Annotated in this window: 21 protein-coding genes; 10 read left to right on the forward strand and 11 right to left on the reverse strand. The window is 64.5% G+C overall.

What is annotated here, in order from left to right; all coding sequences use genetic code 11:
- The 5 genes from ACCD07_RS20595 to ACCD07_RS20615 form a co-directional block, all read right to left on the reverse strand.
- Window positions 1-879: chromate transporter (locus ACCD07_RS20595; protein WP_413448418.1), on the reverse strand; the 879-nt coding region annotated here is incomplete at its 3' end.
- Entirely contained in the window at window positions 869-1,900 is a 1,032-nt protein-coding gene (locus tag ACCD07_RS20600; protein ID WP_176652786.1) for a hypothetical protein, read from the reverse strand. The genes ACCD07_RS20600 and ACCD07_RS20595, both read right to left, overlap by 11 nt.
- Before the next feature lie 4 nt (window positions 1,901-1,904).
- A complete protein-coding gene (cysC, locus tag ACCD07_RS20605; protein WP_176652787.1) occupies window positions 1,905-2,534 on the reverse strand; it encodes an adenylyl-sulfate kinase in 630 nt (209 codons plus the stop codon).
- A 21-nt stretch (window positions 2,535-2,555) separates the two neighbouring features.
- On the reverse strand, window positions 2,556-4,262 hold the full coding sequence (locus ACCD07_RS20610) for a methyl-accepting chemotaxis protein (RefSeq protein ID WP_176652788.1): 1,707 nt from the start codon (window positions 4,260-4,262) through the stop codon (window positions 2,556-2,558).
- Window positions 4,263-4,550: 288 nt separating this feature from the next.
- The gene (locus ACCD07_RS20615) at window positions 4,551-4,775 is read right to left on the reverse strand and encodes a TIGR04438 family Trp-rich protein (protein ID WP_176652789.1); all 225 of its coding nucleotides are present in this window, start codon (window positions 4,773-4,775) and stop codon (window positions 4,551-4,553) included.
- A gap of 163 nt (window positions 4,776-4,938) precedes the next feature.
- Here ACCD07_RS20615 and ACCD07_RS20620 point away from each other — a divergent pair, with 163 nt between their 5' ends.
- Window positions 4,939-5,259: a c-type cytochrome gene (locus ACCD07_RS20620; protein ID WP_116990534.1), complete on the forward strand. Its 321-nt coding sequence runs from the start codon at window positions 4,939-4,941 to the stop codon at window positions 5,257-5,259.
- 73 nt (window positions 5,260-5,332) lie between these two features.
- Here ACCD07_RS20620 and ACCD07_RS20625 read toward each other — a convergent pair whose 3' ends face one another.
- The 6 genes from ACCD07_RS20625 to folD all read right to left on the reverse strand — a co-directional run bounded on the left by ACCD07_RS20625 (window position 5,333) and on the right by folD (window position 11,153).
- The gene (locus ACCD07_RS20625; protein ID WP_176652790.1) at window positions 5,333-6,472 is read right to left on the reverse strand and encodes a branched-chain amino acid ABC transporter substrate-binding protein; all 1,140 of its coding nucleotides are present in this window, start codon (window positions 6,470-6,472) and stop codon (window positions 5,333-5,335) included.
- A gap of 167 nt (window positions 6,473-6,639) precedes the next feature.
- Window positions 6,640-7,053 carry a hypothetical protein gene (locus tag ACCD07_RS20630; RefSeq protein ID WP_176652791.1) on the reverse strand — a complete coding sequence of 138 codons (414 nt, stop codon included), beginning with the start codon at window positions 7,051-7,053 and terminating at the stop codon, window positions 6,640-6,642.
- Window positions 7,050-7,475, reverse strand: a complete 426-nt coding sequence (locus ACCD07_RS20635; RefSeq protein WP_176652792.1) for a DNA polymerase III subunit chi — start codon at window positions 7,473-7,475, stop codon at window positions 7,050-7,052. Before ACCD07_RS20635 ends, ACCD07_RS20630 begins: the two co-directional genes overlap by 4 nt.
- Window positions 7,476-7,590: 115 nt before the next feature.
- On the reverse strand, window positions 7,591-8,202 hold the full coding sequence (locus ACCD07_RS20640) for a glutaredoxin family protein (protein ID WP_413448419.1): 612 nt from the start codon (window positions 8,200-8,202) through the stop codon (window positions 7,591-7,593).
- A 2-nt stretch (window positions 8,203-8,204) separates the two neighbouring features.
- On the reverse strand, window positions 8,205-10,277 hold the full coding sequence (locus ACCD07_RS20645; protein WP_413448420.1) for a M3 family metallopeptidase: 2,073 nt from the start codon (window positions 10,275-10,277) through the stop codon (window positions 8,205-8,207).
- Window positions 10,278-10,307: 30 nt separating this feature from the next.
- Entirely contained in the window at window positions 10,308-11,153 is an 846-nt protein-coding gene (folD, locus tag ACCD07_RS20650) for a bifunctional methylenetetrahydrofolate dehydrogenase/methenyltetrahydrofolate cyclohydrolase FolD (protein ID WP_413448421.1), read from the reverse strand.
- A gap of 237 nt (window positions 11,154-11,390) precedes the next feature.
- On the opposite strand from folD, the gene aceE reads away from it, so the two are divergent.
- From aceE to ACCD07_RS20695, 9 genes are all read left to right on the forward strand, one after another.
- The gene (gene aceE, locus ACCD07_RS20655) at window positions 11,391-14,081 is read left to right on the forward strand and encodes a pyruvate dehydrogenase (acetyl-transferring), homodimeric type (RefSeq protein WP_353403305.1); all 2,691 of its coding nucleotides are present in this window, start codon (window positions 11,391-11,393) and stop codon (window positions 14,079-14,081) included.
- Window positions 14,082-14,113: 32 nt separating this feature from the next.
- Entirely contained in the window at window positions 14,114-15,775 is a 1,662-nt protein-coding gene (gene aceF, locus ACCD07_RS20660; protein ID WP_413448422.1) for a dihydrolipoyllysine-residue acetyltransferase, read from the forward strand.
- A gap of 9 nt (window positions 15,776-15,784) precedes the next feature.
- The gene (gene lpdA / locus ACCD07_RS20665; RefSeq protein ID WP_413448423.1) at window positions 15,785-17,569 is read left to right on the forward strand and encodes a dihydrolipoyl dehydrogenase; all 1,785 of its coding nucleotides are present in this window, start codon (window positions 15,785-15,787) and stop codon (window positions 17,567-17,569) included.
- 60 nt (window positions 17,570-17,629) lie between these two features.
- Window positions 17,630-18,016 (forward strand): hypothetical protein, encoded by a 387-nt coding sequence (locus tag ACCD07_RS20670; RefSeq protein ID WP_413448424.1) that lies wholly within the window; start codon window positions 17,630-17,632, stop codon window positions 18,014-18,016.
- A gap of 224 nt (window positions 18,017-18,240) precedes the next feature.
- Entirely contained in the window at window positions 18,241-18,702 is a 462-nt protein-coding gene (locus ACCD07_RS20675) for a cache domain-containing protein (RefSeq protein ID WP_176652800.1), read from the forward strand.
- Window positions 18,703-18,815: 113 nt separating this feature from the next.
- On the forward strand, window positions 18,816-19,691 hold the full coding sequence (locus tag ACCD07_RS20680) for a branched-chain amino acid ABC transporter permease (protein WP_176652801.1): 876 nt from the start codon (window positions 18,816-18,818) through the stop codon (window positions 19,689-19,691).
- Between the two features lie 3 nt (window positions 19,692-19,694).
- Window positions 19,695-21,554, forward strand: a complete 1,860-nt coding sequence (locus ACCD07_RS20685; protein ID WP_413448425.1) for an ABC transporter permease subunit — start codon at window positions 19,695-19,697, stop codon at window positions 21,552-21,554.
- Between the two features lie 121 nt (window positions 21,555-21,675).
- The gene (locus ACCD07_RS20690; RefSeq protein WP_176652906.1) at window positions 21,676-22,377 is read left to right on the forward strand and encodes an ABC transporter ATP-binding protein; all 702 of its coding nucleotides are present in this window, start codon (window positions 21,676-21,678) and stop codon (window positions 22,375-22,377) included.
- A gap of 44 nt (window positions 22,378-22,421) precedes the next feature.
- Complete coding sequence (locus tag ACCD07_RS20695) at window positions 22,422-23,570, forward strand: ABC transporter substrate-binding protein (RefSeq protein ID WP_413448426.1); 1,149 nt, start codon at window positions 22,422-22,424, stop codon at window positions 23,568-23,570.
- Window positions 23,571-23,573: the final 3 nt, after the last annotated feature.

Consider the following 23,573-nt stretch of genomic DNA (forward strand, 5'->3'; position numbering starts at 1 on the left):
CCCTGCACACGGTCGACGGCAAGCGCCGCTACGTGCTGCCGGACTGGGAGCCGGACGCCACGCCGCCGCGCGGCGGCGGGATCGCCATCGCCCGCCCCCGCCCCCAAACGCACCCCGGCCCCGGCGGGCCACCCGGGGGCCCCGCTTAACCCCCGGGCCCTTTGGCGCCCCGGGCCACGACAGCCAGGCCCGCGGCGGCAGCAGCCCCGCCAGTGCGGCGCCGATGCCGCGCGCCGACGACGCACCGCCATCGGCCGGACGCACCGCAACGGACGGCGCCGGCGCAACCGCGGCCGGACGCCAGATGTAGCCTGTCGCTGCGGCAAGCGCCATCACGGCCAGCGTGGTCGGCAGGCCGGGCACGATGGTCAGCGCCAGCGCCGCTGCTATGCCCAGCGCGGCCTGGCGGCCGTCGTGCACGGCGCCGCGCCACAGGCGGCAGCCGGCGGCCAGGATGACGGCGACGATGGCCGGTGTGATCCCTTGAAACAGCGGCCGCACGATGTCCATGCTGCCGAAGCGGAAATACAGGCTGCCCAGCGCGACGATGCAGGCGAAGGCCGGCAGCACCGCGCACAGCATGGCGACGCAGGCGCCGGCGACGCCGCGCAGCCGGTAGCCGGTGTAGGCCACGACGTTGATCGCCACCGGACCTGGCAGCACCGAGGCCATCGCCAGGCCGTCGAGCAGGTCGGCGGCGGGCAGCAGGCGGCGGCGCTCGACGATGACGTGCTGCGTCATCGACACCATCGCCATGAAGCCGCCGATGCTGGTGCAGCCGATGCGCAGGAACAGCAGCGCCAGCGTTGCCAGGCTCACTTGATGCTGGCCGGCGGCGCGCGGTTCAGCCGCTGTCAGCGGATGGCGTTCAGCATGCATGGCCGATGTCGCCGGCAGGTGCGGCCGAGAGGCCGAAGTAATGGCGGAAGCGGTCCATGAAGCGGCCCAGTTCCCCCTGCGGCAGGCTGTTGATGCCGGCGGCGGCAACGCGGCCGCCGCCGCCTTCGAATTGCTGGCACAGGCCGCAGGCGCTGTACAACGCCGGCGCGCCGGAGCGCACGCTGACCAGGTAGGAACCGTCCGTCCGTTCATTGAGCACGGCGAACGACGAACCGTCGCGGCGCGCGGCGAGGCTGTTGGCCAGCACGCCGCTGATGCGGCGCGACCAGGGCGCCGCCGGCAGCACGTAGATGGCGCCGCCCGGCTCTTCCCAGTACGGGCGCAGTTCGCGCAGCAGGCCGCAGTCTGCGCGATAACCGTCGAGCAGGCCGCGATAGGCGTCGCTGGCGGCGATGAAGTCGAACGGATCCTCGTAGCCGCTCAGCTCCCGGTACAGCGCGGCGGGCGCGATGTGCAGGTCTTCCAGGCATTCGCCATAGGCGTTGTAGTTGATGGCCTGGCCCAGCTGGGCCAGCGCCGCGGTGGCCGCGTCGTCCAGCGCCAGGCTTTGCGCCAGCTGCCGCGCCTCCGGTTCCAGGTTGTCGCCGAAGGCCGCCGTCACCGCCCAGCGCCGATAGCGGCCGCCCAGGTGGCGGTCCACCAGGATGCTGGTGCAGACGTCGGGCGCGGCGTTGCAATGCAGGCGCAGCGCGGGATGAAGGAATGCCTGGTCGGCCGAATGGTGGTCGAAGTATTCGACGCGCGCGCCGGCGTCGAGCACGCGCCGCAGCTCGCCGGCGTTGGCGTCCAGCGAGATGTCGAGCACCAGCACGCTGGCGCCGGCGCAGGCATGGCTGGGCACCTTGCGCAGCAGCTCGATGTCGCGCTTGACGCCGGTCACCAGCGCGGTGTAGGCCGGGGCGTGCAGCCGCATCTGGTGCAGCGCGCAGATGCCGTCGGCGTCGCCGTTGAAGACGTCATAAGCCACCGCCGCAACGGTGCTGGAGTGATGCTGGTCCATGGCGTCAGAGGAAGCGGTGGGACAGATGCTGGAACAGCCGGTCGCAGGCCAGCTCCAGCGACAGTTCGCCGGTGTCGAGCGACATCGCCGGCTCCAGCGGCACCTCGTACGGCGCCGAGATGCCGGTGAACTCGGGTATCAGTCCGGCCCGGGCCTTCTTGTACAAGCCCTTGGGATCGCGTTCCTCGCACACCGCGCCCGGCGTGCTGACGTAGGTCTCGACGAAGTTGTCCTCGCCGATGATGCCGCGCGCCATGGCGCGGTCGCTGCGCAGCGGCGAGATGAAGGCGCAGATGACGATCAGGCCTGCGTCGTTCATCAGCCGCGCCACCTCGGCGCTGCGGCGGATGTTTTCCTGCCGGTCGGTCGGCGAAAAACCGAGGTCGCGGTTCAGGTGGTGGCGCAGGTTGTCGCCGTCGAGCACATAGGCCATGCGGCCGTCGGCGATCAGCCGGCGTTCCAGCGCGCAGGCCAGCGTGGATTTGCCGGCGCCGCTCAAGCCGGTCAACCATACGGTGGCCGCATGCTGGCCGACATGGTGCAGGCGGGTCTCCGCCGTGACCTGGCTGGCATGCCAGAAGATGTGCGGCGTCCCGGCCTCGCTGTCAGCGCCGATTTTGTCTAACTTACCCATGATGTTGGCTCCCGCTGCGGCTTAGAACTGTTCCCATTCGGCCGCCGCCGGTGCGGTCGCCCTGGGTCGCACGGCCGGCTTGCGTGCCGCGCTGTTGGTCAGGCGCGGTGCAGGTGCGGGCGCCCTCATTGTCACCAGCGGCCGCCGCGCGCCGGCCGTGGCCATCGCGTCGGTACGGAAGATGCCGACCACTTCGTTCAGGCTGTTGACCTGTTCCTGCATCGCCTGCGCGGCGGCAGCCGCTTCCTCGACCAACGCGGCGTTTTGCTGCACCACGTCGTCCATCTGGGTCACGGCGTCGTTGATCTGCTCGATGCCGGCCGATTGCTCCTGGCTGGCCGCCATGATCTCGGACATGATGTCGGTGACGCGCTTGACGCTCGTGACCACCTCGTGCATCGTCGATCCGGCCTGCTCGACCAGGCGGTTGCCCGCTTCGACCTTGTCGACCGAATCGCCGATCAGGTCCTTGATTTCCTTGGCCGCCGCCGCCGAGCGCTGCGCCAGGTTGCGCACCTCGGTCGCCACCACGGCGAAGCCGCGACCCTGTTCGCCGGCGCGGGCCGCTTCGACCGCCGCGTTCAGCGCCAGGATGTTGGTCTGGAAGGCGATGCCGTCGATGACGGCGATGATGTCGACGATCTTGCGCGCCGAGACATTGATGGCGGCCATCGTGTCGACCACCTGGGCCACCACGGCGCCGCCCTTGGCCGCGACGTCGGACGCCGATTCGGCCAGGCCGTTGGCTTGCCGCGCGTGGTCGGTGTTGATGCGCACGGTGCTGGTCAGTTCTTCCATCGACGACGCGGTTTCCTCCAGCGTGCTGGCCTGCTGCTCGGTGCGCGACGACAGGTCCAGGTTGCCGGAGGCGATCTGCCCGGCGGCGGTGGCGATGGTCTCGGTGCTGGTGTGGACTTGCTTGACGATCTGCGCCAGGCTTTCGCGCATCGATTCCATCGCGAACAGCAGGCTGGTCTTGTCGCCTTGGCGGATGTCGATGTGCACCGCCAGGTTGCCGGCGGCGATCTGGCCGGCGATTTCCGCCGCTTCGTGGGGTTCGCAGCCGAGCTGGCGCACCACGCCGCGGGTGATCAGCAGCGCAGCGATCACGCTGGTGATCAGGGCCAGCGAGCCGATGATCAGCATCACCGTGCGGGCCTGCTGGTACGCTTCGGCCGCGGCCTCGGTACCTTCAATGTTTTGTTTTTCCTCGACGGCGATCAGCTTGCGCAGCAGCTCCCACCAGGCTTTTTGCACAGGCCGGAACTCATAGCGCAACAGCTTGTACGCCTCGTCCTGCTTTTGCTCCAGCGCCAGCGCTGCGGCGCGCTGGATGAACGGGCCCGCCACCACGGCCTGCTTGCTGATCTGTTCCAGCAGGGTTCTTTCCTCGTCCGAGGTTTCCTTTTGCGTCCGGAACATTTGTCCCAGCTGCTCTTGCGCCGCCGCATATTTCTTTTCCTGCTCGGCGATGCGTTTGATCTCGATCTGGATTTCCTTGTCTTCCTTCAGCAGGATCAGGTTGCGCATCGCCAGCGCCCGTTCGGTCACCGTCAGGTCCATGGTCTGGGCCAGCTTGGTCTCGACTCCGTTGATTTTGGTTATTTCATCCATGCGGTCCTGGATCTGCCGCATGCTGGTCAGACCCAGCGCGATAACCACCAGCAGAAACACCGCCACCAGGCCAAAACCCATGCCCAGCCGTTTTGCAATTGTCAAACCTTTCATACATCCCCCCGACGATCCGACACCAAGATTCAGATAAGCAAATGCGAAGCCCGCATAAGCAAACCTATCTTAGTGACCTGAAGCGAGCAACAAACTCGCCAAAAATCACATAGGGCGCGGATGCAACAGCCAAATTAGGGATTGACGTTGATGTGTGGAAAGTTTAATTCGCTTTTCTTCATAGTGCGGCGGCGGGAAGATGGCCTGCCGGACCGGCCGGCGGCTTGCATAGAGGTAGGCTGAAATAGATTTGTATGGAATTGTAAAAGCGCCCGCCGTGTGGCGATATCAGGGCTTTTTGTCGAAGTTTTGCTTCACCCGCGCCTTGCGGCGTTTTTCATCTTCGTCGTGGGCCTTGCGTTTGTCCAGGCCAAACATGGGTTCCAGGAATTCGAACCAGGCGAAGGCAAACACCATCAGGCCGATAATCCACCACCACGACAGCAGGGCGAACTTCCACACTTCAAAATAACGCAGTCCGCACAGGACCACGATCAACAGGATCATAGGCATGGTCATCTCCTTCAGTTACGTCATCTTACAAAGAAAATGCCTTTGCAGGGAGCAATATTCCATTATCGGTCAACGCGGATATCCCATATGGCGTTAAATGCGTAGGGGAAAAACACGGTAGAATTGTTGGCGGAATTGAGTAGGACTTACCATGGAGAAGACAATGAAACGTAATTTGATGATGGTTGGGATGGTTGTCGCGTCGGCGTTCGCGTCGCAGGCCGCAATGGCCGATGCCGGCATGGACCTGGCGAAAGCCAAGAACTGCCTGGCTTGCCACGCTGTGAGCACCAAGCTGGTCGGCCCAGCCTACAAGGATGTGGCCGCCAAATACGCCGGCCAGAAAGACGCCGAAGCCAAGCTGGTCACCAAAGTGATGAAAGGCGGTTCCGGCGCCTGGGGCGCGATCCCGATGCCGGCCAATCCGCAGGTGAGCGACGCCGAAGCCAAAACCTTGGTGAAATGGGTGCTGGCGCAGAAATAATCCACGCCGCAGCCGCAAAAAAAAACGCGCCGGGGGACTGAACCCGGCGCGTTTTTCGTTGGTGCGAGGAGGCTTACTTGATGACCGACATCCGGGTCTTGCTGCCGTTGTCGTAGTTGTACAGCGTCAGCGCGCCGTCCTTGATGTCGCCCTTGTTGTCGAACTCGATCAGGCCGGTCACGCCCTGGTACTTGATCTTCTGCAGGAACGGCAGGTACTTGGCCGGCTCGGCCGAGTTGGCGGCCTGCATCGCGGCGGCCATCGTCATCACCGAGTCGTACACGTACGGCGCGTACAGCTGGACGTCCATGTTGTACTTCTTCTTGTAGCGGGCGTGGAAGTCGTCCATATTCTTCTGCAGCTCGGGCGAGACGCCGCCCGCTTCGGCGCAGGTGACGACCTTGACCGCGCCTTCGCCGGCCAGCTTCGGCAGCGATTCGGTGCACAGGCCGTCGCCGCCCATGTACTTGGCCTGGATGCCCAGCGCCTTCATCTGGCGCAGCAGCGGGCCGCCTACCGAGTCCATGCCGCCGAAGAACACCAGGTCGGGGTTCTTGCCCTTGATGGTGGTCAGGATGGCGTTGAAGTCGGTGGCCTTGTCGGTGGTGAATTCCTTGCCGACAATTTGCACGCCGGGCAGCGCCTTCTTGGCGCCCTTGATGAACTCCTCCGCCACGCCCTGGCCGTAGGCGGTGCGGTCGTCGATGACGGCGATTTTCTTGATGCCCATCTTGCCGACGGCGTAGCTGCCCAGCGCGCTGCCCAGCTTGGCGTCGTTGGCGACCACGCGGAAGGCCGAGTTGAAGCCCTGCTGCGTGTACTTGGTCTGGGTGGTGGCCGGCGAGATTTCCGGAATGCCGGCGTCGAAGTAGATCTTCGAGGCGGGGATGGTGGTGCCCGAGTTCAGGTGGCCGATCACGCCGTTGACCTTGGCGTCGACCAGCTTCTGCGCGACCGCCGTGCCCTGTTTCGGATCGGCGCCGTCGTCTTCCAGCACCAGCACGAACTTGACCGGCTTGCCGCCGATCTTGATGCCCTTGGCATTCAACTCTTCAACCGCCATCTTGGCGCCGTTTTCATTGTCCTTGCCCAGGTGAGCGGAAGGACCGGAGACCGGAGCGACGTGGCCGATCTTGATCACTTCTTGCGCACCGGCGCTGCCAGCGAAAGCCAGGGCGATGGCGAGTGGAATGAACTTCGTCTTGAACAGCATATACATTCTCCAATGGTTGAATAACGGTGTCTCGTGAACGCCGCAGAATTTTTTCTGCAAGGCCAAAAGGTACAACAAATTATTCGCTACGCAAAGGGAGAATTGCAGGGAATTGAACTTTTGGCGGTTACCGGGGGGTAACCGCCAAGGAGGGGGAGGCGGGGAAACTACTTTTTTTGCGCCTGCAGGTGCGTCAGTTCCTGCGACACGGCGCGGGCGACGATTTTTTCGATGGTGTCGTGCAGGCCGATGCGGATCTCGTTGGTCAGGTCGTGCAGCGCGTGGCTCAGCACCTCGGCCATGCTGTCCTTGATGCGCTGCTCCAGCACGAAGTCCACGCGCGACTGCAGCTGGTGCATGATGCGCTCGGACAGGCGGTGTTCCATCATCGCCCATTCCGCCTCGCTCCAGCCGTCGATGGCTTCGGCCTCCAGCTCGGCGGCCATTTCGGAACGCTTGGACAGCGTCGAGCGTGTACCGGAAGCGGCCTCGCCTGGCAGCAGGTCTTCGCCCAGCGGCTCGGCTTTCAGGACTTCCGTCAATACAGGGATACTGGCGTCAAACGATTGGGCTTGGCTCATGATTTTCCTGTGACAAAGTGGGTAAGTGGGTAGTCTTGCTGCTTGTATGCGACGTATCGCTTGCGGCCGGCAGCCGCATCATCCTCGTCGGAGGAAATCACTTCTATCATGCGCTCGAATTGCGCGACCCCGGAAGGTGCGCGGCGCGACAAATTTACCAATAATTCTTTGTGTGGTAATTCCGCCTCATCGTTGTCGGTGAGAATGATTGGAGTATGGGGCGCGAGCGCATCGCCGGCAAGCACGTGCGGCAGGAAGTCGGTCGCGGAAAATGTCCACATCGCCGCGTTAAGTTCCGCCAGTTGCGCCTCATCTTCGGCCATCAGCACCACGCGGTTGTTGGCCGCGTATGCCTTGCGCACGAGGCGGCAGGCATAGGCGATCTTGTCCGGCACGTTGGTGTGGAAATCGATGCGTGTCATGGCTGTCTGGTCTGCTCTGTAGAGGGAAGTGCATGCGGCGTGGCGCCGCTTGATTCCAGTTTATTCGAAATTGATTGTTACCGCTGGCACCGATGTTGCTACCGTGCGCCGATTTTTAGAATTGGAAGCCCGGCGGCGCGTTGACCGGCGGCGGAGGCTTGACAGCATCGATTTCTGTGCGTGTCGGCTGCTCCGGTGGAGGCGGCGGTGGTGGCGCCGCAGGGACCGGCGCGGGGTACTGGTAATTCACCGGCAGGGTCTTCTCGGCCGGATAGCCGGCCTCGCTCAGCAGCACGTCCCAGCTGTCCTGCTCGAAGCCGGTGAGCTTGCTGCGGCCCACCAGCAACAGCGGCAACTGGCCGTTGCTGCCGGCCTTCTTCAAGGCCGCCTGGTCGTCGGCCGTGGCGACGGTTTTTTCGCGGAAGGGAATGCCGCGCGCCATCAGCATGGCGCGGCCGTTGCTGCAGCCGCCGCAGTCCGCCGTGGTGTACAGCGTGACCGGGCGATTGCGGACGGCATCGGCCAGTTCCGGCGGCAGTTCCACCGACGCGCCGCCGGTGGTAAACGATTTCACTTCGACCCTGGTCCTGGCCGGCGTGCTCGGCGGCGGCGGCTGGTCGCTGTAGTGCGTCACGCCCTTGTCGTCCTTCCACTTGAAGACCTGCGCGCCGGCCGTGCCTGAGCACAGCAGCGCAAGGGCGAGCACGGGCACGGCCGGCCGCTTCATGCTCAGGCCGCCATGCCGCTGTGACGCAGCAGCGCGTCGATGCTCGGCTCGCGGCCGCGGAAGGCGGTGAACGATTCCAGCGCGGGGCGCGAACCGCCGACCGACAGGATCTCCCGCAGGTAGCGCTTGCCGGTTTCCGAGACGGCGTCCGGACCCAGCGCCTGCGCTTCCTCGAACGCCGCGTAGGCGTCGGCCGACAGCACCTCGGCCCACTTGTAGCTGTAGTAGCCGGCCGCGTAGCCGCCGGAGAAGATGTGGCCGAAGGAATTCTGGAAGCGGTTGAACGCGGGCGGAATGACCAGCGCGAATTTGGCGCGCACCTCGTCGATGACTTGCTGCACGGTCTTGCCGGTGCTGGCGTCGTAGTCGTAGTGCAGGTGCATGTCGAGCAGCGAGAACTCGACCTGGCGCAGGGTCTGCAGGCCGGACTGGAAATTCTTCGCGGCCAGCATCTTGTCGTACAGCGCGCGCGGCAGCGGCTCGCCGGTGACGGCGTGGGCCGTCATGTGTTCCAGCACTTCCCACTCCCAGCAGAAGTTTTCCATGAACTGCGACGGCAGCTCGACCGCGTCCCACTCGACGCCGGAGATGCCGGACACGCCCAGCTCGTCGACCTGGGTCAGCATGTGGTGCAGGCCGTGGCCGAACTCGTGGAACAGCGTGGTCACTTCGTCGTGCGTGAACAGCGACGGCTGCACCTTGCCGTCGACCACGGCGGGCTCGGTGAAGTTGCAGGTCAGGTAGGCGACCGGCGTCTGCACCGCCTTGTCGTCGGCGCGGCGGCCGCGCGCGTCGTCCATCCAGGCGCCGCCGCTCTTGCCGGCGCGCGCGTACAGGTCGAGGTAGAACTGGCCGATCAGCTTGCCGTTGCGTTCGATGCGGAAGAAGCGCACGTCCTTGTGCCAGACCGGCGCGGTGTCCGGCTTGATCTCGACGGTGAACAGTTGCTGGATCAGGCGGAACAGGCCGTCGATCACTTTGTGCTCGGGGAAGTACTGCTTCACTTCCTGCGCGGAGAAGGCGTAGCGGCGCTCCTGCAGTTTCTCGGACGCGTAGGGGATGTCCCAGGCTTTCAGTTCGGCTATGCCCAGTTCGTCCTGCGCGAATTTTTTCAGTTCGGCCAGGTCCTGCTCGGCGAACGGACGGGCGCGTTTGGCCAGGTCTTCCAGGAAGGCGATGACTTCGTCGGGCGACTTGGCCATCTTCGGCACCAGCGACACTTCGGCGAAGTTTTTATAGCCCAGCAGCTTGGCTTCCTCGTCGCGCAGCTTCAGCAGCGTGACGATGTTTTGCGTGTTGTCCCAGTCTTCCTTCTTGCTGAACACCTCGCCCTGCTCGGACGCCTTGGTGGCGTTGGCGCGGTAGATGGTCTCGCGCAGCTCGCGCTTGTCGGCGAATTGCAGGATGGGGAAGTAGGACGGGAAGTGCAGCGAGAACTCGTAGCCTTGCTTGCTTTCCTTTTCCGCCGCGGCGCGGGCGGCGGCCTTGACGTCGGCGGGCAGGCCGGCCAGGTCGGCCTCGTCGGCCACCAGCAGCTTGTAGTCGTTGGTGGCGTCGAGCACGTTTTCGGAGAAGCGCGTCGACACCGACGCGTGCTCTTCCTGGATCTCGGCGAAGCGTTCCTTCTTATCCGCCGGCAGCTCGGCGCCGCCCATGCGGAAGTCGCGCACGGCGTTGTCGATGATGCGCTTGCGCGCCGGCGCCAGCGTGGCGAACTCGGACGAGGCGCGCAGCGCCTTGTATTTGGCGAACAGCGCCTCGTTCTGGCCCAGCTCGGTCCAGAACTCGGTGACCTTGGGCTGGTTCTCGTTGTAGACGGCGCGCAGCTCAGGCGTATCGACCACATTGTTCAGATGGCTGACGATGCCCCAGGCGCGGCCCAGCAGTTCGGTGGCGTTTTCCAGCGGGGTGACGAAGCCGTCCCAGGTCACTTGCTCCGACGGCGCCTGCAACTGCTCGACCACGGCGCGGCTCCTGGCCAGCAGATCGTCGATGGCAGGGGTGACGTGCTCGGGCTTGATCGCATCGAAACGCGGCAGTCCGGAAAAGTCCAGCAGGGGATTTTGGTCAGTCATCTTGAGTCCAATAGGTACGATATGGTTTATTTAAGTGCGCTCGGCCGCTTCGACGGTGTTCATCAGCAGCATGGTGATGGTCATCGGACCCACGCCACCCGGCACCGGCGTGATGTGCGAAGCCACTTCCTTGATGCCGGCGAAATCCACGTCGCCGCACAGCTTGCCCGCCTCGTCGCGGTTGATGCCGACGTCGATGACGATCGCGCCCGGCTTCACCATATCAGCGGTCAGCGTGTTGCGGCGGCCGGTTGCGGCCACAACGATGTCGGCCTGGCGGGTGTACAGGCCCAGGTCCGGCGTCGCACTGTGGCAGATGGTGACGGTGGCGTTGGCTTGCAAGAGCAGCAGCGCCATCGGCTTGCCGACGGTGTTGCTGCGGCCGATGACGACCGCGTGCTTGCCGCGCAGGCTGACGCCGGTGCTTTCGATCAGCTTCATGCAGCCGTACGGCGTGCACGGGCGGAAGCCGTCCAGGCCGGCCATCAGCTCGCCGGCGCTCAGCACCGAGTAGCCATCCACGTCCTTCTTGGTGGAGATGGCCTCGATGACCTTGTGCGGGTCGATATGCTTGGGCAGCGGCATCTGCACCAGGATGCCGTGGATGGCCGGATCGGCGTTCAGCGCGGCGATGCGCTCCAACAGGGCGGCCTCGGTCATGTCGGCAGGGTATTGTTCCTTCAACGAATAGAAACCGGCGTCCTCGCAGGCCTTGACCTTGTTGCGCACATACACATGGCTGGCCGGGTCGTCGCCGACGATGATCACGGCCAGGCCGGGCTGCTTGCCCTTGGCGGTGAGGGCGGCAGCACGTGCAGCAATTTCCGTGCGCAGTTTTTGGGAGAGGGCGATTCCGTCGATCAGTTGTGCAGGCATGATTTAACCAGGTTGGAGAGGAAAGCAGGATTATAAAGCCGCAGCGCGCGCTGCGCCTCGTTTCCCACGGTTTAGTGATGTTGCGCCGCACAAGATTCTCATAGGGAAATTTCATAATACGAAATGGCGTATCGTAATTTGAAAAATAAGAAAACTGCTGTTAGAATCGCACACGGCATTGAAGTATTGGTAAATAATCAGCGTTACGTCAGCACTCAAACTCAGGAGACTTAATACATGTCAGCTCAACTTGACCAGGTTACGGCAAACACCGACCCTGATTCGCAGGAAACCAAAGAATGGTTGGACGCACTGGCTGCAGTGCTGGAACAAGAGGGCCCTGAACGTGCTCACTACCTGATGGAGCGCCTGATCGACCTGGCCCGCCAAAGCGGCTCGGATATCCCGTTCTCCGCCAATACCGCCTACGTCAACACCATTCCCGCCCACCTCGAAACCCACTGCCCCGGCAACCTGGAATACGAAGAGAAGCTGCGCTCGTGGATGCGCTGGAACGCCATGGCGATGGTCGTCAAGGCCAACCGCGTCGACGGCGACCTCGGTGGCCACCTGTCCTCGTTCGCCTCGCTGGCCAACATGCTGGGCATCGGCTTCAACCACTTCTGGAAAGCGCCTAGCGACAGCCATGGCGGCGACCTGCTGTACATCCAGGGCCACTCGTCGCCAGGCGTCTACGCCCGCGCGTTCCTGGAAGGCCGTTTGAGCGAAGAGCAGCTGACCCATTTCCGTCGCGAAGTCGGCGGCAAGGGCCTGTCCTCGTATCCGCACCCGAAACTGATGCCGAACTTCTGGCAGTTCCCGACCGTGTCGATGGGCCTGGGCCCGCTGATGGCGATCTACCAGGCCCGCTTCCTGAAGTACCTGCACGCGCGCTCGATCGCCGACACCACCGACCGCAAGGTCTGGGCATTCTGCGGCGACGGCGAGATGGACGAGCCGGAATCGCTGGGCGCGATCGGCATGGCCGCGCGTGAAAAGCTGGACAACCTGGTCATCGTCGTCAACTGCAACCTGCAGCGCCTGGACGGCCCTGTGCGCGGCAACGGCAAGATCATTCAAGAGCTGGAAGCGGACTTCCGCGGCGCCGGCTGGAACGTCGTCAAGGTCATCTGGGGCCCGGGCTGGGACGCCCTGCTGAAGCAGGACAAGGACGGCATCCTGCGCAAGGTGATGATGGACACCATCGACGGCGAATACCAGAACTACAAGGCCAAGGACGGCGCCTACGTGCGCAAGCACTTCTTCGGCAAGCATCCGAAGCTGCTGGAAATGGTCGCCAACATGACCGACGACGACATCTGGCGCCTGACCCGCGGCGGCCACGATCCGCACAAGATCTACGCCGCCTTCAAGGTCGCGCAGGAACACAAAGGCCAACCGACCGTGCTGCTGGTGAAGACCATCAAGGGCTTCGGCATGGGCAAGCACGGCGAAGCACGCAACACCGCGCACAACACCAAGAAACTGACCGACGAAGCGATCCGTGAAATGCGCGACCGCTACTCGATCCCTATCCCGGACGACCAGCTGGCAGACATCCCGTTCTACAAGCCTGCCGACGACGCGCCGGAAATCAAGTACCTGCACGAGCGCCGCGCCGCGCTGGGCGGCTACCTGCCGGCCCGCCGCATGAAGGCCGACGAGAAGCTGACCGTACCGCCGCTGACCGCGTTCCAGAACGTGCTGGACCCGACCGCCGAAGGCCGTGAAGTGTCGAGCACCCAGACCTACGTGCGTATCCTGACCACGCTGCTGAAAGACCCTAGCGTCGGTCCGCGTATCGTGCCGGTGCTGGTCGACGAGTCGCGCACCTTCGGTATGGAAGGCCTGTTCCGCCAGGTCGGCATCTTCAACCAGCAAGGCCAGTTGTACGAGCCGGTCGATAAAGACCAGGTGATGTACTACCGCGAAGACAAGGCCGGCCAGATCCTGCAAGAGGGTATCAACGAAGCCGGCGGCATGAGCTCGTGGATCGCAGCGGCGACTTCGTACTCGACCAACAACCGCGTGATGATCCCGTTCTACACGTACTACTCGATGTTCGGCATGCAGCGTATCGGCGACCTGGTCTGGGCCGCCGCCGACATGCGCGCCCGCGGCTTCCTGATGGGCGGCACCGCCGGCCGCACCACGCTGAACGGCGAAGGCCTGCAGCACGAAGACGGCCATAGCCACCTGTTCGCAGCGGCTGTACCGAACTGCATGCCTTACGATCCGACCTTCGGCCATGAAGTGGCAGTGATCATCCAGGACGGTATGCGCCGCATGGTGGAAGATCAGGAAGACGTGTTCTACTACATCACCATCATGAACGAGAACTACCCGCACCCAGGCATCAAGCCGGGCCAGGAAGAGGGCATCCTGAAGGGTATGTACCTGCTGCAGGAAGGCGACAAGAAAGCCAAGCAGCGCGTGCAGCTGATCGGCTCCGGCACCATCCTGCGCGAATCGATCTTCGCCGCCGAACTGCTGCAGAAGGACTGGAACATCGCCGCCGACGTGTGGTCCGCTCCGTCGCTGACGCTGGTGGCGCGCGAAGGCCAGGACGCCGAGCGCTGGAACCTGGTCAATCCGACCAAGCCGCAACGCGTGCCTTACGTGGCGCAGCTGATGAAGGATACCTCCGGCCCTATCGTTGCGACGACCGACTACATGCGCGCGTTTGCTGAACAGATCCGCGCCTTCATTCCGAAAGACCGCACCTACCGCGTGCTGGGCACCGACGGTTTCGGCCGTTCGGACACCCGCGCCGCACTGCGTGAGTTCTTCGAAGTGAACCGTTACTACATCACGGTCGCGGCGCTGAAATCGCTGGCGGAAGAAGGCAAGATCGACGCCAAGGTGGTTGAACAGGCAGTCGTCAAGTACGGCCTCAATGCCGACAAACCAAATCCGGTGACCCAATAATCCGCTAAGAAAAAAGAAACGGAGCAAACGCTATGAGCATTGTGGAAGTTAAAGTCCCGGATATCGGTGATTTCAAGGAAGTTGAAATCATCGAGTTGATGATCAAGGTCGGCGACACCATCAAGGTGGACCAGTCGCTGATTACCGTTGAATCGGATAAGGCCAGCATGGAGATTCCTTCGTCCGCCGCTGGCGTGGTCAAGGAAATCAAGGTCAAGGTCGGCGACAAGGTGGCCGAAGGTTCGCTGCTGCTGTTGCTGGAAGCTGATGGTGCCGCCGCTGCTCCTGCCGCCGCCGCTCCGGCCGCCGCGGCTCCCGCACCGGCGCCTGCCGCCGCTGCCCCAGCGCCCGCGCCGGCTGCCGCCGCTTCGTCCGGCCCGGTCGAAGTCAAGGTGCCGGACATCGGCGACTTCAAGGAAGTGGAAGTCATCGAAGTGATGGTCAAGGTTGGCGACACGATCAAGGTCGACCAGTCGCTGCTGACCGTTGAATCGGACAAGGCCAGCATGGAAATCCCTTCGTCGCACGCTGGTGTGGTGAAGGAAGTGAAGATCAAGGTTGGCGACAAGGTTGCCATGGGTACGGTCGTGCTGGTGGTGGAAGCTACGGGCGGCGCTGCCGCACCTGCAGCTGTCCCTGCCGCAGCCGCCGCGCCTGCAGCTGCAGCCGCTCCGGCCGCAGCCGCTCCATCGCCGGCACCAGCCGCTGCCGCCGCTGCGCCAAGCGCATCGCAAGGCTCGGTCCAAACCGGCAAGCTGGCGCACGCATCGCCGTCGATCCGCAAGTTCGCCCGCGAACTGGGCGTGGACCTGGGCAAAGTGCCAGGTTCCGGTCCTAAAGGCCGCATCACCCAGCTGGACGTGCAGAACTACGTCAAGGGCGTGATGGCCGGCACCACATCGGCGCCTGCCGGCGCAGCCGCGGGTTCGGGCGTTGGTGGCGGCGGCAACTTCAGCGTACTGCCATGGCCGTCGCTGGACTTCAGCAAATTCGGTCCGACCGAACTGCTGCCGCTGTCGCGCATCAAGAAAATCTCCGGTCCCAACCTGCACCGCAACTGGGTCCAGATTCCGCACGTCACGCAGTTCGACGATGCCGACATCACCGACCTGGAAGCGTTCCGCGTCGAGACCAACAACGCCAATGCCAAGAACAAGGACGCAGCCAAGCTGACCATGCTGGCCTTCGTCATCAAGGCATCGGTCGCCGCGCTGAAGAAATTCCCGTCGTTTAACGCGTCGCTGGATGAGAAGGGTGAAAACCTGATCCTCAAGCAGTACTACAACATCGGCTTCGCCGCCGACACGCCGAACGGCCTGGTTGTGCCGGTGATCAAAAACGCCGACCAGAAATCGGTCTCGCAGATCGCCAAGGAAATGACCGACCTGTCGCTGCAAGCGCGCGAAGGCAAGCTGAAACCGACCGACATGCAAGGCGCCAGCTTCACCATCTCGTCGCTGGGCGGCATCGGCGGCACGCACTTCACGCCTATCGTCAACGCGCCGGAAGTGGCGATCCTGGGCCTGTCCAAGGCCTCGATCAAGCCGGTCTGGGACGGCAAGGCATTCCAGCCTCGCCTGATGATGGGTACCTCGCTGTCCTACGACCACCGCGTGGTCGATGGCGCGATGGGTGCTCGCTTCTCCGTGTACCTGAGCGAAGTGCTCGGCGACATGCGCAAAATTCTGCTGTAAGGAGCGACTATGAGCACAGAAGTGAAAGTGCCGAACATCGGCGACTTCGCAGAAGTTGAAGTGATCGAAGTGATGGTCAAGGTTGGCGACACGATCAAGGTCGATCAGTCGCTGATCACCGTGGAATCGGACAAGGCCAGCATGGAGGTTCCGTCCTCGCACGCCGGCGTGGTCAAGGAAGTCAAGGTCAAGGTCGGCGACAAGGTCAAGGAAGGTTCGCTGATGCTGGTGGTGGAAGCTTCCGCCGGCGCGGCCGCCGCTCCGGCAGCCGCAGCCCCTGCACCGGCTGCCGGCGCATCGGCTCCGGCCCCTGCGCCGGCACCGGCCGCACCGATCGCCGCGCCAGCCGGTAGCAGCTACGCCGGCAAGGTCGACATCGACTGCGACATGATGGTGCTGGGCGGCGGTCCTGGCGGTTACTCCGCCGCGTTCCGCGCCGCGGACCTGGGCCTGAACACCGTGATCGTCGAGCGTTACGAAACGCTGGGTGGCGTGTGTCTGAACGTGGGCTGCATCCCGTCGAAAGCGCTGCTGCACGTGGCATCGGTGATCGACGAAACCTCGCACATGTCCAACACCGGCGTCACCTTCGCCAAACCGACGATCGACATCGACCAGGTACGCAAGTACAAGGAAGGCGTCATCAAGAACATGACCGGCGGTCTGGCCGGCATGGCCAAGGCACGCAAGACGCAGGTCGTCACCGGCGTCGGCCAGTTCCTGAGCGCGAACCACATCGAAGTCACCGCCGGCGACGGCACGAAGAAAGTGGTGCAGTTCAAGCAGGCCATCATCGCTGCCGGTTCGGCCGTGGTGAAGCTGCCGTTCGTGCCTGAAGATCCGCGCATCGTCGACTCGACCGGCGCGCTGGAATTGCGTCAGATCCCGAAACGCATGCTGGTCATCGGCGGCGGCATCATCGGCCTGGAAATGGCCACCGTGTACTCGACCTTCGGCGCGCGCATCGACGTGGTCGAAATGATGGACGGCCTGATGCAAGGCGCCGACCGCGACGCGGTCAAGGTCTGGCAGAAGTTCAACGAGAAGCGCTTCGACAACATCATGACCAAGACCAAGACCGTCGGCGTTGAAGCGCTGCCGGAAGGGATCAAGGTCACCTTCGAAGCGGCGGAAGCCGGCGCCACCGCGCCTGCGCCGCAGGTGTACGATCTGGTGCTGGTCGCAGTGGGCCGCAGCCCGAACGGCAAGAAGATCGCCGCCGACAAGGCCGGCGTCGTGGTGACCGATCGCGGCTTCATCCCTGTGGACAGCCAGATGCGCACCAACGTGCCGAACATCTTCGCCATCGGCGACCTGGTGGGCCAGCCTATGCTGGCGCATAAGGCGGTGCACGAAGGCCACGTGGCGGCGGAAGCCGCAGCGGGCCAGAAGTCGCACTTCGACGTGAAGGTGATTCCATCGGTGGCCTACACCGATCCGGAAGTGGCATGGGCCGGCATCACCGAGGACGAAGCGAAAGCCAAGGGCATCAAGGTCGAGAAGGGCCACTTCCCTTGGGCGGCGAGCGGCCGCGCCGTGGCCAATGGCCGCGCCGAAGGCTTCACCAAGCTGCTGTTCGACGCTGAAACGCATCGCATCATCGGCGGCACCATCGTCGGCACGCACGCCGGCGACATGATCGGCGAGATCGCGCTGGCGATCGAGATGGGTTGCGACGGCACCGACATCGGCAAGACGATCCACCCGCACCCGACCTTGGGCGAGTCGATCGGCATGGCCGCCGAAGTGTACGAAGGCGTCTGCACCGACCTGCCTCCACCACGCAAGCGCTAAGCGTAGTGTCATCACAAAACCGGGACTTGTTCCCGGTTTTTTTATAGCCGGGGTTTCAAGATGTCTTCCATACTGTCGTTTATCCCCTTGCTGCTGTCGATCGCGCTGTACACCAGCATCGTCAAGTTCGCCGCCTTCCTGTACAGGCGCGCGCTGCTGAGCTGGCGCGACGCCTGCATCTTCAGCTTGATCTTGTTGATGGTGCTGGGCGCCGGCACGCTGCTGAACCGCTTGTCGGGCAACGCGATACCGCTGGCCGTGTCGATCGCGGCCGGCATGGTGATCCAGGTCGGCATCGGCGCCTGGTACCTGGCGCCCCGCGCGCGCACGGCCGGCGGCGAGCCGCTGGACGCCAAGGGCGCTGCCATGCTGGCGCTGGTCGCCTATGTGCTGATCGCAGGGTTGGGCGTGCTGGCCGCGCTGGCGATGAGCGCGCTGCGCGGTTAGGCGCGCTGGCGCATACCCGCCGCGTCGCGTTCGCACAACAACTTGTGCGCACGGCCGCAGAAAAAAACGCTGTCCCGTCATAGGCGGCGGGGGGGCGTCTGCGTAGTCCTTGCGCCAATACTGCGTATTGCTACTGACGACAAGGCGGCAACGTCGTCCGATACTGGACTCGGGATGCCAAAGAGCACCCATAAAAATAACGAGTCCAATAACGGAGACAATGTATGAAAACCCTGTTCAGCTGCGCCGTGCTCGGCGCGTCGCTGTGTGTGCTGGCACCCGCCGGCGCTGCGGATAAGGGCACGGCCGCCGAGGCCGTCGCCATGACGCAGAAAGCGATTGCCTACATCAAGGAAAACGGCAAGGAGAAAGCCTTCGCCGAATTCGCCAATCCCGCCAACGCCACCTTTCACGACCGCGACCTGTACGTCTACGTGTACGACATGAAGGGCGTCGCCGTCGCCCACGGCGTCAATCCCAAGATGGTCGGGCGCGACCTGCTGGAGCTGCGCGACGGCGATGGCCAGTACATCGTCAAGCGCTTCATCGAGACCGCCAGCGGACCGGCGGGCAAGGGCTGGGTCGAATACAAATGGCCCAATCCGGTGAGCAAATCGGTCGATCTTAAAGCCGGCTATGTCGAGCGCAGCGGCGACCTGATCGTCGGCTCCGGCATCTACAAGTAAGCCAGGCGGCGGCTGGTCCCGCCGGTTTCCACTCCACCTGACGCTCCCTCCGGGACGCGGCCGGCAGCCTGCCGCCCGCGCGGGGACCGGTGCGTCTCTGCAAAGGGGTTTCGATGAGTAATTTTCTACAAGTTGTGTTTTCCGGCATGGTGCTGGGACTGATCTACAGCGTCATCGCGCTGGGCTACCAGTCCACCTACAGCACTTCCAAGACCCTCAATTTCGGCCAGGGCGAAGCGGTGGCCCTGGGCGGCTTGCTGGCTTTTACGTTGGCGCCGCTGGTCAGCTACTGGGGCGCGATTCCGCTGGTGGCGCTGGCCGGCGCCGGCCTGGGCTTGCTGACCTACCACGCGGCGGTGGCGCCGGCGCTCAAGCGCGGCTCCGAATCGGGCTGGATACTCGGCACCATCGCGCTCGGCCCGCTGGTGTTGAAGAACGTGTTTGAAGCGGTGTGGGGCAAGGATGACCTGGCCGTGGCCGCGCCGTTTTCGCCCGCTCCCTTCGTGCTGTTCGATATCCGCATCCTGCCGATGGAAGTGCTGACCATGGGCGCGGTCGGCGCGGCGGTGCTGGGGCTGGGCTGGTTCATGGCCCGGACACGCTACGGCAAGGCCGTGACGGCGGTGGCGATCGACCGTTCGACCGCCGAACTGATGGGCATCCGCTCATCGTTGGTGGTGTCGGGTTCCTATGCGCTGTCGGGCGCGCTGGCTGCCATCGCCGGCCTGCTGATCGCGCCGCTGACCACCACCAGCGCCTCGATGGGCGTGGTACTGGGCCTGAAGGCGTTCCAGGTGGCGGTACTGGGCGGGCTGACCTCGGCGCGCGGCGTGCTGGTGGGCGGCCTGTTCATCGGCGTGCTGGACGCGGTCACCGCCTACTCGGTGTCCTCGCTGTACAAGGAGATTCCCGGCCTGGTGCTGTTGCTGTTGATGCTGTCCTTCCGCCCGACCGGCCTGTTCGGTTCGGCCGTCATCAAGAAAGTCTGAGCGATGAACCTGAAAAATTTCCCTTACGATATCAGCATCACGATCGTGGTGCTGGCGCTGGCCGCCGTCGCGCTGCCGCTGCTGCACCCGTCCGGCTATGTGGTCACGGTGCTGTCGCTGATCGGCATGTATGCGATCGCGCTCAAAGGCCTGGACTTCGTCACCGGCTATACCGGCGAAGTCAGCGTCGGCCATGCGGCGCTGTTCGGCCTGGGCGCCTACGCGGCAGGCTGGATGAACCTGCATGCGGGCTTGCCGCTGGCGCTGGCGTTCCCGCTGTCGCTGGGCGCCGGCGCGCTGTCGGCCTGGCTGATCTCCTTTCCGCTGCTGCGCGTGAACGGACCGTTCCTGGTGCTGACCACCTTTGCCTTCGGCCGCATCGTGTACGTGTTCCTGTCGCAGACCACCGAGGTGACGGGCGGCCAGAGCGGCATGCAGCTGGAGCCGCAGACGCTGTTCGGCGTCAGCCTGGGCGCGTGGCATTTCTATTACCTGATCCTGGCATGCCTGGCGCTGGCGTTGTGGACCGCGCAACGCATCGTGCAGTCGCGCACCGGCCGCGCCTTCGAGGCGCTGCGCGACTCGCCGATCGCCACCGACTGCATGGGCATCGGCACCTCCCGCCACAAGCAGCTGGCCTTCGTGCTGTCGGGCGCCTTCGGCGGCCTGGCCGGCCTGCTGTACGTGTACAGCCAGGGCGTGCTGTTCCCCGACACCTTCGGCTTCGAGACCAGCCTGATGTTCCTGATGGCGGCCCTGTTCGGCGGCAAGAAATCCAGCGCCGGCTGTCTGCTGGGCGCGGCCTTCGTGGTGGTGTTCCCCGACGTGCTGGGCAGCCATTTCGCGTTCCGCATCTTTGCCATCGGCACGCTGGCGGTGCTGGCCGCGGTTGGCGCGGCACGCCTGCGCAGCCGCGGCGCGGCCGGCCTGAAGGCGATGGCCGTGCCGCTGGCGTTCGCGCTGGGCCTGGTGGCGCTGGCTTACGGCGTCGAGGACCTGAATGAATACCGGCTGGCGATCTATGGCGCCATCGTACTGATGGTGGTGTCCTATCTCGGCAACGGCATCATGGGACTGCTGCCTGCCTACGTGCCGGCGCACAAATCGGTGGCGCCGGAAAAAGGCAGCGGCATCCGGCGCGCCACGCCGGTCAAGCAGGAGCCGCTGCTCGAAGTGCGCGGCGTGACGATGGCCTTCGGCGGCTTCCAGGCCATGTCCGACGTGTCGTTCTCGGTGCCGTCCGGCACGGTGATGGGATTGATCGGACCGAACGGCGCCGGCAAGTCGACCACGATGAATGTGCTGACCGCGCTGTATCAGCCCACCGCCGGCAGCGTGCTGTTCGACGGCGAGCCGCTGGCCGACGCCGGCACCACCCGCATCGCCACGCTGGGCATCTCGCGCACCTTCCAGAACCTGCAGGTGTTCGGCGACCTGTCGGTGCTCGACAACGTGCTGGCCGGCATGCACCACACCATCGATGCCGGGTCCAGCGCGCGCGCCATGGCGCTGCTGGGTACGGTCGGGCTGGCCGGGCAGGCGCATGCGCTGGCCAGGAACCTGTCCTACGGCCAGCAGCGCTTCCTGGAAATCGCCAGGGCCCTGGCCACCAATCCCCGGCTGCTGCTGCTGGACGAACCGGCGGCCGGGCTGCGCGGCGCCGACCTGACGGCGCTGAAGCAATTGATCGGCGAGATCCGCCGGCAGGGCATCGCCATTGTGCTGATCGAGCACCACATGGATGTGGTGATGGAACTGTCCGACCACATCACCGTGCTCAATTTCGGCCAGGTGCTGGCGCAAGGCGATGCGCAGCACATCCAGTCCAACCGGGCGGTGCAGGAAGCCTATCTGGGTGCCTGAACGGCGCCCGACCCAACCAGCCGCTGCGACAGCGGCGCAACCGAGGCAAACCATGAACCAAGCGCTACATATTGAAGCGGTGCAGGCAGTGCCGCATATCCAGCCGGCGGCGCGGGCCGACGTGCTGACACTGGCCGGCGTCAACGCCAGCTACGACGACAACCACGTGCTGCACGATGTCTCCCTGTCGGTACCGCAGGGCAGCATCGTGGCGCTGCTGGGTGCCAACGGCGCCGGCAAGTCGTCGACGCTGCGTGCCATTTCCGGTCAAATTCGTAAAGTCGGCGGCTCCATCATGCTGGACGGGCGGCAGCTGGCCGGCCTCGCCGCCAGCGAGGTGGCCGCCGCAGGCGTCGCGCACTGCCCCGAGGGGCGCCAGGTGTTCGGCCCGATGACGGTACGCGAAAATATTCTGATCGGCGCCTTCACGCGGCGCGACGCGCCTGCCGTGGAGGCCGACGTGGAACGCATGTTCACCTTGTTCCCGCGCCTGCGCGAACGGGCCGGCCAGCTGGCCGGCACCCTGTCCGGCGGCGAGCAGCAGATGCTGGCGATCGCCCGCGCGCTGATGCTGCGTCCGCGGGTGCTGTTGCTCGACGAGCCGTCGATGGGACTGGCGCCCAACATCGTCAACGACGTGTTCACCATCATCGAACGCCTGAAAGATGAAGGCTTGACCATCGTGCTGGTCGAGCAGTTCGCCCGGCGCGCGCTGGCGATCGCCGATATCGGCTACGTGCTGGCGCGCGGCGCGGTGGTGATGTCCGGAACCTCGGCCGAACTGGCTTCCGACGCCGGCCTGGTGGCGTCGTATTTGTCCTAGCAGTGCTGTCCTATCCCATCCATATACCTACAAAGGAGACATCCATGAAACAAACCCAAATCTTCCTCGCCGCCGCCCTCTGCCTGGCCGGCGCCGCCCATGCCGCCGACACCATCAAGATCGGCGCGCTGCTGCCGCTGAGCGGCGGTTCCGCCAACATGGGCGTATCGGTACGCGATGGCCAGCGGCTGGCGATCAAGGCGATCAACGCCGGTGGTGGCCTGCTGGGCCGGCAGCTGGAACTGGTGGAACTCGATGACGAGGCCAAGCCGGAAAAAGCTTCGCAAAACATGCAAAGCCTGCTCGCCAAGGGCATCGTCGCCTGCGCCTGCGGCGTCAACACCGGCGTGGTGGCGTCCTATCAAAAGGACCTGCAGGCGGCCAAGGTGCCGAACGTGATCCCGGCATCGGCCGGCACCAAGCTGACCCGGACCTACGCTGCGGCGGCCGAAGGCAACTACACGTTCCGGGTCCAGGCCTCGGACACGCTGCAGGCGCAGATGATGGTCAATTACGCCATCGGCAAGGGCTACAAGAAGATCGCGCTGCTGTCCGATTCGACGCCGTACGGCGTGGGCGGTCACGGCGACATGGTGGCGCAGCTGGCCAGCCATGGCATGAAGGCGGTGTCCGACGCCACCTTCAACCTGAAGGATACCGACATGACGGCCCAGCTGTTAAAGGCCAAGGAAGCCGGCGCCCAGGTCTTGCTGGTGTACGGCATCGGACCGGAGCAGGGCCAGATCGCGACCGGCAGCGTCAAGCTGGGCATGGGCTTGCCGCTGATCGGCTCGTGGCCGAATGCGATGGATTCCTTCCTCTCGATCGCCGGCCCGGCGGCCAACGGCGCCGTGTCGCCGCAGACCTTCGTGGAGGGCGCGGCGTCGGCCGCTGGACGCGAATTCGAGACCGCTTACCGGAAAGAGTACAAGCGCGCGCACATCGTCAATCCGACCGCCGCCGCCGGCGGCCACGATGCGATCCTGCTGATCGCGGCGGCCATCAAGCAGGCCAACAGCACTGACGGTGCCAAGATCAAGGAGGCGCTGGAAAACCTGGCGTCGCCGGTGGGCGGTGCGGTGGCCACCTATACCAAGCCATACGCCAGGGACGACCACGAAGCGATCAAGTCCGGCATGGCGACGATGGCGATGTGGAAGGGCGGCGCCATCGTGCTGGCGCCGGCAAACTAGCAA

This window comes from Duganella sp. Dugasp56 (genome assembly GCF_047304105.1).
GTDB lineage: Bacteria > Pseudomonadota > Gammaproteobacteria > Burkholderiales > Burkholderiaceae_D > Rugamonas > Rugamonas hordei.